The following is a 15,358-nucleotide window of genomic DNA, read 5'->3' as shown; positions in this document are numbered from 1 at the left end:
CCAAGAATACCTGTCACTCAGGGCGTTTGTCAGGCACCGCTGCCTGTTCGGCACTGCGGATATTGGTCATGAAGCTGTCGGCCGGCAATGGATGCCCCAACAGATAGCCCTGCAAGGAATCACACCCCAGGCGGGTAAGGAAACTTTGCTGCGCATCGGTTTCTACCCCTTCGGCGACAATCCGCAGGCCCAGGGCCTGGCCGAGGGCCACGATGGCCGAGACGATGGCGGCGTCATCGCTGTCGTGTTCCAGGTCGCGTACAAAACCGCGGTCGATTTTCAACTCGTTCGCCGGCAAGCGCTTGAGGTACATCAGGCTGGAGTAGCCGGTGCCAAAGTCATCGATGGACAGGTCCACGCCCATGTCCGACAGTTGCTGCAATACCGTCATGCTCGCATCGGCATCGCTCATCGCGGTGGTCTCGGTGATTTCCAGCGTGAGGCTGTTGGCCGGCAATTGGTGACGCTCCAGCGCGGCCGCTACGCTGTTGACCAACCCCGCATGGCAGAACTGCAACGCCGAGAGGTTAACGGCAATGCGCCAGTGCTCATAACCCTGTGTGTACCACAGGCTCATCTGGCGACAAGCTTCATCGAGTACCCATTCGCCGATGGGGATGATCAGCCCGGTTTTCTCCGCCAGTGCAATAAACGTAACGGGCATCAACAAGCCTTGTTGCGGATGCTCCCAGCGCAACAGCGCCTCGGCCCCCACGGCAAGACCGCTGACGGCGTCGAACTTGGGTTGGTAGTGCAAACGAAATTGCCCCTGCTCCAGGGCATTGCGCAGGTCCTGCAGCAATTGCAGTTGTTTGCGCGCATTGGTGTTCATCGACACATCGAAGAAGCTGTAGCCGTTCTTGCCCATACCCTTGGCGTGATACATCGCCGCGTCGGCGTTCATCAGCAGTTCCTGGGGACTATTACCGTTGCCTGGGAACATGGCGATACCGACGCTGGCCGAGATCTGCAACTCATGCTCGGCCACCATGAAGGTGCGGTTGATCAGGCCCACCTGGCGCTCGGCCAAGCCCATCGCATCGTCGGGCTGGGTGAGTTGCACCAGCAATACAAACTCATCGCCGCCGATACGGGCCAGGGTGTCCTGGCTGCGCAAGTCCTCGCGCAGACGTAGGCCAACCTCGCGTAACAACTGGTCGCCCAGGTGATGGCCAAAGGCATCGTTGACCGGCTTGAAGCCATCCAGGTCGATAAACATCAAGGCAAAGCAACCGCCCCGCTCGTTCACCGCCTGGATGCCTTGTTGAATGCGATCAGCCAACAACGTGCGATTGGGCAGGCCGGTGAGCATGTCATGCAGGGCCAGGTGGGTGAGTTCCTGGTTGGCCAGGGTCAGGGAATCGGCGAGTACGGCGGTGCGCGCTTCCAGGCGCGCATCCAGCACCGAGGTCAACAGCGCAATGACCAATACCGCCAGCGAAGTGACCAAGACCAGGTTATCCAGGCCCTTGCCGCTCAGGCCGGTCAGTGCGGCACCGCAGAAGCTGTCATCGGCAAAGCGCGCCGCAGCCATCCCGGTGTAGTGCATCCCCACGATGGCCACGCCCATCACCACGGCTGCGCCGCCCCGAGCCAGACGCACATAAGGTGTGTTGCGCCGCAGGTTGAAGGCGATCCACAGCGCGGCGCCGGAAGCCACCACCGCGATCAACAACGAAGCGCCGAACAAGGCCGGGTCGTAGTCGATACCCGGCGTCATGCGCAGCGCGGCCATGCCGGTGTAATGCATGCTGGCGATACCAGAACCCATCACCAGTGCGCCAAACGCCAGTTGCCAGGCTGGCAAGCGTGGCTGGCTGACCAGCCATAACGCGAAGCCACTGGATAGCACGGCGATCAACAGCGACAACAGGGTAATGCCTACCTCAAACCCAAGGGCAAACGGCAGGCGCAGGGCCAACATCCCGATAAAGTGCATGGACCAGATACCGACGCCCATCGCCACTGCGCCACCCGTGATCCACAGGTAAACGGCACGCCCCTTGGCGGTCGCGATACGCCCGGCCAGGTCCAAGGAGGTGTAGGACGCCAGGATGGCCACGCACAGGGAAATCACGACAAGGGAGGTTGAATAGCTACCGATCAGCATGGGACGTCTCGCAGGCGACCGGCGCAAAAGCCCGTGCCGGGTGGCAAATCGGGCGATTGTAGCGAGTATGAATACAGGACAGGTGATTAATTAATCCATTGGCCATCACGCAATTTCTGGCGTCAATCGGCTGGCTTTATCTGGCTGCTTTCAACGACATCATGGACATCAAAATGTGCGGGGCTTGCGCAGATCCACTGTGGGAGCGGGCTTGCTCGCGAAGACGGTGTGTCAGTCACCGGCTACTGCACTAACGCTTTCGCAGGCAAGCCAGCTCCCACAGGGTACTGTGCTTGACTGACTGGCATTGGGGCTTGCCCACACATTTGATTTTGCATCCCACAGGATGCGCGGCGCATCCGGTTACTCCTTTTCAGCCAGGGAGGTCTGGCCGTCCCAGCCTCCGCCCAATGCTGCGATCAACTGCACACTGGCCACCAGCCGCGACTGCAGCAAGGTCAATACCGTGCGCTCGTTGCTCAATGCCGTCGCCTGCACCGTGACCACATCCAGATAGGCAATCAACCCGGCCTTGTACTGGTTTTCGGTCAAGCGCAAGGATTCGCGCGCGGCTTCCAGTGCTTCATTGCTGACCACCGCCTCATCGGCGAGCACCTTGAGCTGGACCATGTAGTTTTCCACCTCGCGGAAACCGTCCAGCACGGTCTGGCGGTATTTGGCCACGGTCTCGTCATAGCTGGCCACGGTGCGGTCGACTTCCGCCGAGCGCTGGCCGCCATCGAACAGGGTCATCGCCAGTTTCGGCCCTACCGACCAGAAGCGGTTTGGCAGGCTGATCCAATCTTCATAGGTGCTGCTGGAGTAGCCCCCCGCCAAGCTCAAGGTCAGGTCGGGGTAATAAGCAGCCTTGGCCACGCCAATATTGGCGTTGGCGGCGATGACCGAGCGCTCGGCCGAGGCGATATCGGGGCGACGCTCCAGCAACTGGGACGGCAGGCTCCCCGGTATCTGCGGCAGGGCCGGGATGTCTTTGCTCACCGCCAAGTTGAAGTTGGCTGGCGCCTCACCGATCAGTACGGCGATGGCGTTTTCCAATTGGGCACGCTGCCAGATCAGATCGATCAGGCTGGCCTGAGTGGTCTTGAGCTGGGTTTGCGCCTGGGCGATGGCATCCTTGCCAGCCACACCGGCACGGTATTGGTTTTCGGTCATTTTCAACGAGCGCTGGTACGTGTACAGCGTGGCCTGCAGCAGGCGCGTCTGTTCGTCCATGACGCGCAGTTGCAGGTAGCTCTGCACCAGTTCCGATTGTTGGCTGAGGCGCATCGCGGCCAAGTCCGCGGAGCTCGCCTCGGCACTGGCTTCGTTGGCCTCCAGGCCTCGGCGCAACTTGCCCCAGATATCGGCTTCCCAACTCACGCCCAACTGGGCATTGAGGGTGTCGCGGATACCACTGCTGGAGCTGCTGAGGCTGGCGCTGCTGCTGCCGGTGCCTTGGCTGGCGCGGGTTTTGCCAACGCTCAGGTCAACGCTGGGGTAAAACGCCCCGCGTGAGCTGCGCACCAGCGCCTGTGCCTGACGAAAACGCGCTTCGGCCTGGGCGACGGTCTGGTTGGACGCGTTGAGGCGCACCACCAGGTCATTGAGTTGTCGGTCACCGTACAGCTCCCACCAGGCGCCGCGGGCCAGGGAGTCGCTCGGATTGGCCTGGCGCCAGCCCTGGGCCTCCTTGAACTGCACCGGCTCGATGACGTCCGGGCGTTTGTAGTCAGGGCCGATGGCGCAGGCGCTCATCAACACACCACACATCATCACGGCCAATAACTTCATGCCATTGCCGACAGTTTTATTGTGGCGAGAGAGCTTGCTCCCGCTGGAGGGCGAAGCACTCCCAGGCTTTTTCGGGGCCGCGTCGCAGCCCAGCGGGAGCAAGCTCCCTCGCCACAGCAGGCCCGCAGCTACGAGGGATTGGGTTGGGTCGGTCATAGCGCAGTGTCCAGGGCAGCATCGGTACGCACGCCGCGCCAGGCGTTGAAGCGATGGCGCGCGCGGTCCAGGTAAAGGTAAACCACCGGGGTGGTGTAAAGGGTCAGGATCTGGCTGAACACCAGGCCGCCAATAATGGTCAGGCCCAACGGGTGGCGCATCTCCGCACCATCACCACTGCCGAGCAGCAACGGCAAGGCACCGAGGATCGCGGCCAGGGTGGTCATCAGGATCGGCCGCAGGCGCAACAGGCAGGCGCTGCGGATCGACTCCAGCGGGCTCATGCCATCGTTGCGCTCCAATTGCAGCGCCAGGTCGATCATCAGGATCGCGTTCTTCTTCACCACGCCGATCAACAGGAACAAGCCCAGCAAGGAGATCAGGCTGAACTCGCCGCCCAGCAGGTAAATCGCAAGCAACGCGCCGACACCGGCCGAAGGCAGCGTCGACAGGATGGTCAGCGGGTGAATGTAGCTTTCATACAGAATACCCAACACCAGGTACACCGCCACCAGCGCGCCGAGAATCATGAACGGCTGGCCTTTCTGGGTCGCGGCGAACGCATCGGCAGTACCGGCCATCTTGGCGATCACATCCTCGGGCAACCCGACTTTGGCAATCGCACGCTCGATAGCCGCCGTGCCCTGCTCCACCGTGACCCCGGGCGCCATGTCGAAGGCGATATTCTCCGAAGCGAACTGGCCTTCATGGCTGACGCGGTCGTCGGCCAGGCTGTTCTCATAGTGGGCAATGGTCGACAACGGCACCCGTGCGCCGTCGGCGGTGATCACCTGCACCTGATTGAGGGTGATCGGGTCCTGGGCGTATTTGGGGTTGACCTCCATCACCACCTGGTACTGGTTGAGGCTGTCGTAAATGGTGGAAATCTGCCGTTGGCTGTAGGCGTTGTTGAGCACCGCCGTGACCATGTCCATGTCGATGCCCAGGCGCTTGGCCTGGTCGCGGTCGACAATCAACGTCACCTGGGCCGCGCCGCGGCCTTCGCGGGCGTCGATGGCGGTCAGCTCCGGCAACTCACGCATCGCCGCGACCACTTTCGGGTACCACAGGCGCAACGCGGCCAGGTCGCCGCTTTGCAGGATGTAGGAATATTGCGCGCTGGTCTGGTCGCGGCCGCCCCCGAACTGCAGGTCCTGGTCGGCCATCAGGAACAAACGCCCGCCCGGCACCAGCGGCACCTCCTTGCGCAGGCGCTCGATCACCGCCTGGGCGGAGATCTTGCGTTCGCCAAGCGGCTTGAGGCGCACCAGCATCACTGCGTTGTTAGTGCCTTGGTTGCCACCGATAAAGCCGGCCACACTGAGCACCGCCGGATCCTTGAGCACCGCCTGGCGAAAAATCTCCATCTTCGGCTGCATGACGCTGAACGACAGGCCATCGTCACCGCGCACAAAGCCGATCAACTGGCCGGTGTCCTGCTGGGGCATGAAGGTTTTGGGCACCACCACGTACAGCGCGATATTCACGCCCACGGTGACGAACAGGCTGAGCAAGGTCAGGCGCCGATGGCGCAGCACCCAATCCAGGCTGGTGGCGTAACCGGCGACCATGCGCTCGTTGATCTTCTGGCTCCAGCGCTGCAAACCGGTCTTCCGGTCCTTCACATGCGGCTTCAACCAGCGAGCGCACAGCATGGGTGTCAAGGTCAGCGAGACAATCAGCGAGACGATGATCGCCGCCGACAAGGTGATGGAAAACTCGCGGAACAGGTTGGTAACAATGCCTCCCATGAACAGGATCGACAGGAACACAGCCACCAGCGACACGTTCATCGAGAGCAAGGTAAAGCCCACTTCCTGGGCGCCCAGGTAGGCGGCTTTCATCGGTGGCACGCCGTCGTCGATGTGCCGGGAAATGTTCTCCAGCACCACGATGGCATCGTCCACCACCAGCCCGGTGGCGAGGATCAGCGCCATCAGCGAGAAGTTGTTCAGAGAAAACCCGTACAGGTACATCACCGCGAAGGTGCCCACCAGCGATACCGGCACCGCCAGGGTCGGGATCAGCGAAGCACGGAAGTTACCCAAGAACAGGTACACCACCAGGATCACCAGCCCCACGGCAATCAGCAGGGTCATTTCCGCCTCATGCAGGGTGGCGGTAATCACGGGCGAGCGGTCCATGGCCAGGCTGAGCTTGACGCTGGACGGCAACACCGCCTGCAACGCCGGTAACTGGGCCTTGATCTGCCGCACGGTTTCGATGATGTTGGCGCCGGACTGGCGGTTGATCACCAGCAACACCGCCGAATCATTGTTGAAGAAGCCGCTGTTGTAGCGGTCTTCCACGCCATCAGTGATCTTCGCCACGTCCTTGAGACGCAGGGCGGCGCCGTCCTGGTAGCGAATCAGCAGGGGCTCATAGTCCTTGGCTTTCTCCAACTGGTCGTTGGCCTGGATCTGCCAGTTGCGCTCGCTGTCTTCCAGTGAGCCTTTGGGCCGGCGCTGGTTGGCATTGGCGATGGTGTTGCGCACATCGTCCAGGGCGACGCCGTACTGATCGAGGGCCTTGGGTTCCAGTTCGATGCGCACCGCCGGCAGCGAACTGCCGCCGATCTGCACTTCGCCCACACCCGGCACCTGGGACAGGCTCTGGGACAGAATGGTCGAGGCCAGGTCGTACAACTGGCCCTTCTGCAACACGTCGGAGGTCAGCGACAGCACCATGATCGGCGCCTGGGACGGGTTGATCTTCTTGTAGGTAGGCATGCTGCGCATGCCACTGGGCAGCAGGTTGCGCGACGCGTTGATGGCCGCCTGCACTTCCCGCGCCGCCCCGTTGATGTCGCGGTCGGAATCGAACGCGAGGATCACCCGGGTAGAGCCTTGGCTCGACGAACTGCTCATGGTGGTGATACCGGCAATCGCGCCGAATGAACGCTCCAGCGGCGTGGCCACCGTAGACGCCATAACCTCTGGGCTGGCGCCGGGCAAGCTGGCCGACACCACGATCACCGGAAAGTCGATCTGCGGCAAGGGCGACACCGGCAACAAATTGAAGCTGACGCCACCGAGCAACATGATCGCAAGGCTCAGCAGCATGGTCGCGACCGGCCGGCGGATGAAAGGTCCGGACAGGTTCATGGCTCAACCGGCTCCAGGCGTTGTGGCTCTTTGCGCCAGCGCCGGCCAAGACGATCGAAGTACAGGTAGATCACCGGCGTGGTGAACAGCGTCAACACCTGGCTCACCAGCAACCCGCCGACCATCACCAGGCCCAGGGGCTGGCGCAGTTCGGCGCCGGAGCCGCTCGCTAGCATCAACGGCACCGCGCCGAACAAGGCAGCCAGGGTCGTCATCAGGATTGGCCGGAAGCGCAACAGCGCGGCCTGGTAGATCGCGGTCTGGGGGTCCAGGCCCTGGTTGCGTTCGGCGTCGAGGGCGAAGTCGATCATCATGATCGCGTTCTTTTTCACGATACCGATCAGCAGGATGATGCCGATGATTGCGATCATGCCCAGGTCATTGCCACTGAGCAGCAACGCCAGCAAGGCCCCCACCGCCGCCGACGGCAAGGTCGATAGGATAGTGATCGGGTGGATGTAGCTCTCATAGAGCACACCGAGCACGATGTACATGGTGACTACCGCCGCCAGGATCAACAGCAAGGTGCTCGACAACGAGGCTTCGAACGCCTGGGCCGCGCCCTGGAACTGGGTTTGCACGCCCACCGGCATGCCGATGTCCTTCTGGGTCTGGTTGATCAGTTCCACGCCTTTGCCCAGCGCCACGCCGGGCGCCAGGTTGAACGACATCATCACCGCCGGGAACTGGCCGATATGGGCAATTGCCAATTGCGCCTGGCGCTGTTCCACATGGGCCAGGCTCGACAGCCGTACCTGACCACCGTCAGTAGTTTTCACATGGATCTGGTTAAGGGCCGCCGGGCCGAGGGTTTCGCCGGACTGGGCCTGCAACACCACCCGGTACTGGCTGGCCTGGGTGTAGATGGTGGAGATCTGGCGCTGGCCGAAGGCGTCATACAGCGCGTCGGTGATGGTGGAGACACTTACGCCCAGGCGCGAGGCCGCGTCGCGGTCGATTACCAGGTACACCTGCAAGCCTTTGTCCTGCAGGTCACTGGCGACGTCGGTGAGTTCCGGCGACTGGCTGAGGGCGTGTACCAGCTTGCCGCTCCATAACGCCAACAACTCGGCGTCCGGGGAGGACATGCTGAACTGGTACTGGGTACGGCTGACCCTGTCCTCGATGGTGAGGTCCTGCACCGGCTGCATGAACAGGCGGATGCCCACCAGCTTGTCGATTTGCGGTTGCAGGCGGGTGATCACCTCGGCTGCGCTCAAATCGCGCTGGCCGTGGGCCTTGAGGTTGATGAGCAAGCGGCCGCTGTTGAGGGTGGCGTTATCGCCATCCACGCCAATGTAGGACGACAGGCTCTCGACCGCAGGGTCGGCGAGAATGATCTTCGCCAGTTCCTGCTGGCGCTGGCTCATGGCCGCAAAGGAAATCGACTGCGGCGCCTCGGAAATACCCTGGATCACCCCTGTGTCCTGCACCGGGAAAAAACCCTTGGGCACCACCAGGTACAGCACCACCGTGAGCCCCAGGGTGGCGATCGCCACCAGCAACGTCAGCGGCTGGTGCTTGAGCACCCACTGCAACTTGCGGCCGTAGGCTTCGATCAGCCAATCAATCCAGGCGCCGCTGGCTTTGTAGAAGCGGCCCTGCTCTTCTTCCTTGGGTTCGCGCTTGAGCAGGCGCGCGCACATCATGGGCGTGAGGGTCAGGGACACTACCAGGGAAATCAGGATCGCCACTGCCAGGGTGATGGCGAACTCACGGAACAGCCGCCCGACCACGTCGGCCATGAACAGCAACGGGATCAATACCGCGATCAACGAAAGCGTCAGGGACACCAGGGTGAAACCGATCTGCTTGGCGCCCTTGAGCGCGGCCGCCATCGGCGTCTCGCCTTCCTCGATATAGCGCGAGATGTTCTCCAGCATCACGATCGCGTCGTCCACCACAAACCCGGTGGCGATGGTCAGGGCCATCAGCGTCAGGTTATTGATGGAGAATCCGGCCAGGTACATCACACCAAAGGTGCCCACCAGGGACAGCGGCACGGCGATGGACGGAATGATCGTGGCGCTGACCCGGCGCAGGAACAGGAACGTCACCATGACCACCAGGGCAATGGCGATCAGAAGCTCGTGCTGTACGTCTTTGACCGAGGCGCGGATGGTCTGGGTGCGGTCGGTGAGCACCGTCACGTCCAGGCCGGCCGGCAGGTTGTCGGTGATGCTCGGCAGCAGGGCCTTGATGCGGTCCACCACCTCGATCACGTTGGCGCCCGGCTGGCGCTGGATATTGAGCAACACGGCCTGGTTCTCGTTGGCCCAGGCGGCAAGGCGCTCGTTTTCGGCGCCGTCGACGATCTGCGCGACATCCTTGAGCCGCAGCGGAGCGCCATTGTTGTAGGCCAGGATCAGTTCGGCGTATTGCTCGGGCGAGACCAGTTGGTCGTTGGCGTCGAGCATCGACACGCGGGTGGGGCCGTCAAAGTTGCCCTTGGGCTGGTTGACGTTGGAGGCGGCGATCAGGGCGCGCACGTCCGACAGGTTCAAGCCATTGGCCGCCAGGGCCTCGGGGTTGACCTTGATACGCACGGCCTGGCGCTGGCCGCCGGCGATGCTGACCATGCCGACGCCGCTGATCTGCGCGATTTTCTGCGCCATGCGCGTGTCGACCAAATCATTGAGCTTGGGCAGCAACATGGTCTTGGAGGTAATTGCCAGGGTCAGCACCGGGGTGTCCGCCGGGTTGACCTTGTTGTATACCGGCGGCGCCGGCAAATCCTTGGGCAACAGGTTGGTGGCGGCGTTGATCGCGGCCTGCACCTGTTGCTCGGCCACATCCATATTGATGTCGAGGTTGAAACGCAGGGTCAGCACCGAGGCGCCGCCGGAGCTGGTAGACGCCATCTGGGTCAGCCCGGGCATCTGCCCGAACTGGCGCTCCAGCGGTGCGGTGACCGCGCTGGTCATCACATCGGGGCTGGCGCCGGGGTACAGGGTCATCACCCGGATAGTCGGGTAATCCACCTGGGGCAACGCCGATACCGGCAGCAGGCGGTACGAAATGATGCCGGCCAGGACAATGGCCAGCATGCTCAGCGTGGTGGCGACCGGGCGAAGGATGAACAGGCGCGACAGGTTCATGAACCGACCTTTTGCGCCTTGCCGGCGTCTGCCCCGGTCTCCCCTTTCGCTGCGGGCTTGCCTTGCAGGTGTTCGGTCGGCGTGGTCGGCACCTCGCTGCTGGCGTTGACCACTTCGATCTCGCTACCGTCCTTGAGGCGGTCGGTGCCTTCCAGCACCACGCGGTCGCCAGCGACCAGGCCTTCCTTGATCACGGTGTTTTCGCCATCGGTGTCACCTACCACCAAGGGCTGGACCTTGACCTTCTTGTCGCCGTCGAGCTTGTAGACAAAGGTGCCATTGTTGCCGAACTGGATCGCCGCAGATGGCGCCAGCACCACGTTCTTCAAGGTATCGGCCAGCAGGTGCACATTGACGAACTGGTTGGGGAACAGCGCCTGGTCCTTGTTATCGAAACGCGCCTTGAACTTCAGCGTGCCGGTGGTGACGTCAATCTGGTTGTCCAGGCTTTGCAGTACACCGACCGCCTGCTTTTTCACGTCGCCACGGTCCCAGGCTTCCACGGGCAACTTGTTACCGGCGTGGTAACGAGCCAGCACGGTTTCCAGGGTATTTTCCGGCAGGGTGAAGGCCACGCTGATTGGCTGGGTCTGGGTGATAACCGCCAGGGCGGTGGTGTCGTTGGCGGCGACGAGGTTGCCGACGTCGAGCTGGCGCAAACCGACGCGGCCGCTGATGGGCGCGCGGATTTTGGTGAATTCCAGGTTGAGCTTGGCGTCGTCCACCGCGCCCTGGTTGGTCTTGACCGTGCCCTGGTATTGCAAGACCAGCGCTTCGGCGGTGTCCAGGGTTTGCTTGGCGATACTGTCCTGGGCGTACAGGTCGCGATAACGCTGTACATCGACCTGGGCGTTTTTCAACTGGGCCTGGTTCTGCAGCAAGGTGCCCTGGGCCTGGAGCAAGGCGTTCTGGTAGCTGCGCGGGTCGATTTCTGCCAGCAGGTCACCGGCCTTGACCATTTGCCCTTCCTCGAAGGCGATCTTGACCAGCTCGCCGCCCACCCGGCTGCGCACATTAATGGTGTTCAGTGCAGTGACCGTCCCCAGGGCCTTGTAGTACACCGGAAACTCCCCCAGCACCGCCGGCGCCACACGCACCGGTACCGGCCCGGTGGAACCACCGAAGCCTGGGCGCGCCATGCCGGTCTTGCCCGTGTGCCCCGCCGGAGCATCTTTATGGGCCGCGCCACTGGGCCAGAATTTCCAGCACAGGCCGGCGATAACCAGCAGCACGAGCAGGCCAAACAGCCAGCGGCGGGAGTTGCGGGAGGAGGATTGCATGGAGTGATCAACCATTGGGGGTGAGAGCTTCTTCTTCGGGAGGCTGAAAGATAAGCACTGGGGTGCGTTTAGAAAAGCACCTTTACCGGCTATTTACCTTAGGCTTACAACGTTTAACTTTTTTATCTTAGTCCACCGGCTATTTCGCTAAACCGCTGACGCTCAAATGAAAACGGCCTGGACTAGGCCAGGCCGCAATCATGCATCATACGTGTTACTGCCAAACGACAGTCGTACGTAGAAACAGTTACTTCAACACAGCCAGGGCGGCGTCGTAGTTCGGCTCTTCAGCGATTTCCTTGACCAACTCGCTGTGCAGCACGTTATCGTTTTCATCCAGCACCACGACAGCGCGAGCGGTCAGGCCCTGCAGCGGGCCGTCAGCGATGGAAACACCATAGTCAACGGCGAAGTCGGCGTTGCGGAAATCCGACAGGTTCTTAACGTTTTCCAGGCCTTCGGAGCCACAGAAACGCGCTTGGGCGAATGGCAGGTCGGAGGAGATACACAGCACCACGGTGTTAGCCACATCGTTGGCCTGGGCGTTGAACTTGCGCACGGAAGTGGCGCAGGTTGGGGTATCAACGCTTGGAAAGATGTTCAGCACTTTGCGCTTGCCGGCAAAGGTAGCCAGGGTGGCATTGGACAGGTCGCCGGCGACCAGGGTGAAGTCTGCAGCTTTGGCGCCGACTTTCGGCAATTGGCCTTCAACCTGGACCGGGTTGCCTTTAAGGGTGACTTGAGCCATGAACAGAATCCTTATGCTGGGTTTGGTTAAACGAATTCGAGAGGCGGAAGTTAACCACAAAGTGCCGACGCTACCTACCGCCAGACACAAATTGTCATGTGCTGAGGTTGTGGTTTAATTGCGCGCTTTTCGCCTGCCCTTCAAGGAAACCTTTGCCGATGAATCAGCCCGCCACCAAAGTCCTGGTCATTGGTTACGTCTGGCCGGAGCCCCGCTCCTCGGCCGCGGGCGGGCATATGATGCAAATCCTTGAGAGTTTTCTTACGCAAGGTTGGGACATTACGTTCAGCAGCCCGGCCACCATTGGCGAGCACAAGGCCGACTTGCCGGCACTCGGGATCGCCGAACGCACCATCGAACTGAATAACAGCAGTTTCGATGACTTTGTCCGCGAACTGGCCCCGGATATCGTGCTGTTCGACCGTTTCATGATGGAGGAGCAATTCGGCTGGCGCGTAGAACAATGCTGCCCCGACGCCCTGCGCGTGCTGGAGACCTCCGACCTGCAAAGCCTGCGCGACTCCCGTCACCAGCGGCTCAAAGAGCAGGTGAAAGCCAAACCCGACAGCGACGACTTCAGCGCCCTGTTCGCGCCGGCGCTGGAAGACGAGTTCCAGCGCATGGCCGACACCGACCTGGCCAAACGCGAAATCGCCGCCATTTACCGCTGTGACATCAGCTTGATGATCTCCGACGTGGAAATCCGCCTGCTCACCGAACAGTTCAAGGTGCCTGCCGCCCTGCTCCACTGGTGCCCCTTGATGCTGCAACCGCCCACCGACGCATTTGCGCCCTTTGAAGACCGTGCGCATTTCCTCAGCATCGGTAACTTCCGCCACGCACCCAATTGGGACGCAGTGCTGTGGATGAAGAACAGCCTATGGCCGCTGATCCGCCAACGGTTGCCGGGCGCGCAGTTGCATATCTACGGCGCCTACACCCCGCCCAAAGCCACCGCCCTGCACAACCCGGCACAGGGTTTTCATGTGATGAACTGGGCCGAAGATGCCTTGCAAGTCATGACGGCGGCGCGTATTTGCCTGGCGCCACTGCGCTTTGGCGCCGGCATCAAGGGCAAGTTAGTGGACGCCATGCTGTGCGGCACACCTAATGTCACCACCCCGATCGGCGCCGAAGCCATGGGCGATGACCAGCCCTGGCCCGGCGAGATCGCACAGGACGCCCCGGCCCTGGCCGCCGCTGCCGTGGCCCTTTACCAGGACCGCGAGCGCTGGACTCAAGCCCAGGAGCATGGGCGCCAACTGCTGGCCCGACGCTATGACCAGGACGTGCACGGGCCCGCCTTGGTGGAATGCCTGGAACGTTGCCGCAGCAACCTCGCGGCCCATCGCCGGGACAACTTCACCGGCAGCATGCTGCGCCATCACGCACATAAAAGTACCCAGTACATGTCCCAGTGGATCGAGGCCAAAAACCGCACCCTATAAACACTGGCGCTGGCGAGGTCGCGCGCGACGGGGCATTATCCTACGCAGCAACCACAATAAAGCGACGGCAGCATGACCCGAGCAACGCGCATCACCGACCCTTCCTACGAGTTGATGGACGACCACAACGGCCTGTCCATCATCTATCGCCAGCACGGCTTCCCCTGCCCCCTGGTGCGCTGGCATTTCCACAAGGAATACGAGCTGCACCTGATCGTCGCCAGCTCAGGCAAGGTGTTTATCGGTGACTACATCGGCAACTTCTACCCCGAAAGCCTGTTCCTCACCGGCCCCAACCTGCCCCATAACTGGATCAGCCAGGTGGAAGAAGACGAGGTCGTGCCCAAGCGTGACATGCTGGTGAACTTCACCGATGAGTTGTTCGAACACGGCAGCCACATCTTCACCGAACTCAAGAGCCTGGCGCCGCTGCTTGAACGTGCGCAATACGGCATCGAGTTTCGCTGCAAAAAAACCATCGCCCACGCCATGACCCTGATGCAGCGCATCGAAGACGCCCAGGGCATGGCGCGCCTGGGGCACTTCTTTATCTTGCTGGAGGTGTTGAGCGCCTGTGAGGACTACCAGTTACTGTCCGGCGTCACCACGCCACAGCAAGCCGACGAACACAGCATCGACCGCACCAACCGCGCCGTGGACTACATTTTTGCCCACTACGCCCGGGAGTTGCCGCTGGAGGAAGTGGCGGAATACCTGGGGATGAAACCGACGTATTTTTCCAGGGTGTTCAAGCAGGCCACCGGGCGGACTTTTATTGAATTCGTCAATCGGCTGCGCATCAGCAAGTCCTGCGAGCTGCTGGCGGACGGTGATAAAGCCGTCACCGATGTGTGCTTCGAGTCAGGGTTCAACAATATTTCCAACTTCAACCGGCGCTTTCAGCAGCTCAAGGGGATGACGCCCTCACATTACCGGCGCCTGGCGGTGCAACGGTTGACCGAGCAGAACCTGGCTTGAGCAGGTATCCATTCGTCTGAACGGGTAGTTCTGACAGTTACCTGCCTCATGGCGACTGTAGATTCTAGCCCTGTGGACAGTCCATTGGAGCCCTGCCATGAAAAAATCAGCCAACCCTCTTGCAATAAATGAGTCCAGCCGCTTCGACACGCCCGCAGAGACCTTCGGCTGGACCGGCGAAGGCCAGATACATCTCGACAATTACGACAAACAAAGTCGCTGGTTCTCGACAGGGGTCAATAGAGACTGGGGCAAAGCGCTGACCGGGGCCGCCGACGTTGAAGTGCTCATCAGACTGCGCGGCGAACAAGCCGGTGAAACGCTCATCGCCATTCATCCGGAAGGAACAGGACGGCTCGACTACATATCATTCGAAAAGCCAAGCCTTTATCGGTTCTACATCAGGTCCAGGGCGAACGGCGAGGTGTGGGTAAGGTTCAAATTTGACTCCAAGCGGAAAATGGTGATCGAGAGCATCAGCGTGCTGGGGCCCGTTCGAAAAAAAACCACTAAAGCACCCACACACCCCTGACGGTCTGTCCACCACGGAAACATGGCGAGCAATAACTTTGCTGAAACGACGCTGTTTCATACTCCCCTCAAGGAACCTTCCGAAGCCCTTTGTCACTCAGCCAAAACGTCATC

At 61.3% G+C, this 15,358-nt stretch carries 9 protein-coding genes; 3 read left to right on the top strand and 6 right to left on the bottom strand.

Annotated features, from left to right (window positions below; genetic code table 11):
• Positions 1–13: 13 nt before the first annotated feature.
• The 6 genes from AC07S6_RS08165 to tpx form a co-directional block, all read right to left on the bottom strand.
• Entirely contained in the window at positions 14–2,110 is a 2,097-nt protein-coding gene (locus AC07S6_RS08165; protein ID WP_495112054.1) for a putative bifunctional diguanylate cyclase/phosphodiesterase, read from the bottom strand.
• 363 nt (positions 2,111–2,473) lie between these two features.
• Positions 2,474–3,901 carry an efflux transporter outer membrane subunit gene (locus tag AC07S6_RS08160; RefSeq protein WP_495112053.1) on the bottom strand — a complete coding sequence of 476 codons (1,428 nt, stop codon included), beginning with the start codon at positions 3,899–3,901 and terminating at the stop codon, positions 2,474–2,476.
• Between the two features lie 152 nt (positions 3,902–4,053).
• Positions 4,054–7,161 (bottom strand): efflux RND transporter permease subunit, encoded by a 3,108-nt coding sequence (locus tag AC07S6_RS08155; RefSeq protein ID WP_495112052.1) that lies wholly within the window; start codon positions 7,159–7,161, stop codon positions 4,054–4,056.
• On the bottom strand, positions 7,158–10,259 hold the full coding sequence (locus AC07S6_RS08150; RefSeq protein ID WP_495112051.1) for an MdtB/MuxB family multidrug efflux RND transporter permease subunit: 3,102 nt from the start codon (positions 10,257–10,259) through the stop codon (positions 7,158–7,160). The genes AC07S6_RS08155 and AC07S6_RS08150 overlap by 4 nt, the downstream gene beginning before the upstream one ends.
• Positions 10,256–11,554, bottom strand: a complete 1,299-nt coding sequence (locus AC07S6_RS08145) for an MdtA/MuxA family multidrug efflux RND transporter periplasmic adaptor subunit (RefSeq protein ID WP_490613847.1) — start codon at positions 11,552–11,554, stop codon at positions 10,256–10,258. Before AC07S6_RS08145 ends, AC07S6_RS08150 begins: the two co-directional genes overlap by 4 nt.
• A 232-nt stretch (positions 11,555–11,786) precedes the next feature.
• Positions 11,787–12,287, bottom strand: coding sequence for a thiol peroxidase (tpx, locus tag AC07S6_RS08140; RefSeq protein ID WP_495112050.1), 501 nt, complete (start codon positions 12,285–12,287; stop codon positions 11,787–11,789).
• Between the two features lie 158 nt (positions 12,288–12,445).
• Here tpx and AC07S6_RS08135 point away from each other — a divergent pair, with 158 nt between their 5' ends.
• From AC07S6_RS08135 to AC07S6_RS08125, 3 genes are all read left to right on the top strand, one after another.
• Positions 12,446–13,735, top strand: a complete 1,290-nt coding sequence (locus AC07S6_RS08135) for a glycosyltransferase (protein WP_495112049.1) — start codon at positions 12,446–12,448, stop codon at positions 13,733–13,735.
• Between the two features lie 72 nt (positions 13,736–13,807).
• The gene (locus tag AC07S6_RS08130) at positions 13,808–14,713 is read left to right on the top strand and encodes an AraC family transcriptional regulator (protein WP_003190965.1); all 906 of its coding nucleotides are present in this window, start codon (positions 13,808–13,810) and stop codon (positions 14,711–14,713) included.
• Between the two features lie 97 nt (positions 14,714–14,810).
• Positions 14,811–15,245, top strand: coding sequence for a hypothetical protein (locus tag AC07S6_RS08125; protein WP_495112048.1), 435 nt, complete (start codon positions 14,811–14,813; stop codon positions 15,243–15,245).
• Positions 15,246–15,358 lie beyond the last annotated feature (113 nt).

It is taken from the genome of Pseudomonas sp. GW821-FHT07B01, assembly GCF_059419065.1.
The sequence above is the reverse complement of the archived record's forward strand: the minus strand, read 5'-3'. Positions and strand labels throughout refer to the sequence as shown.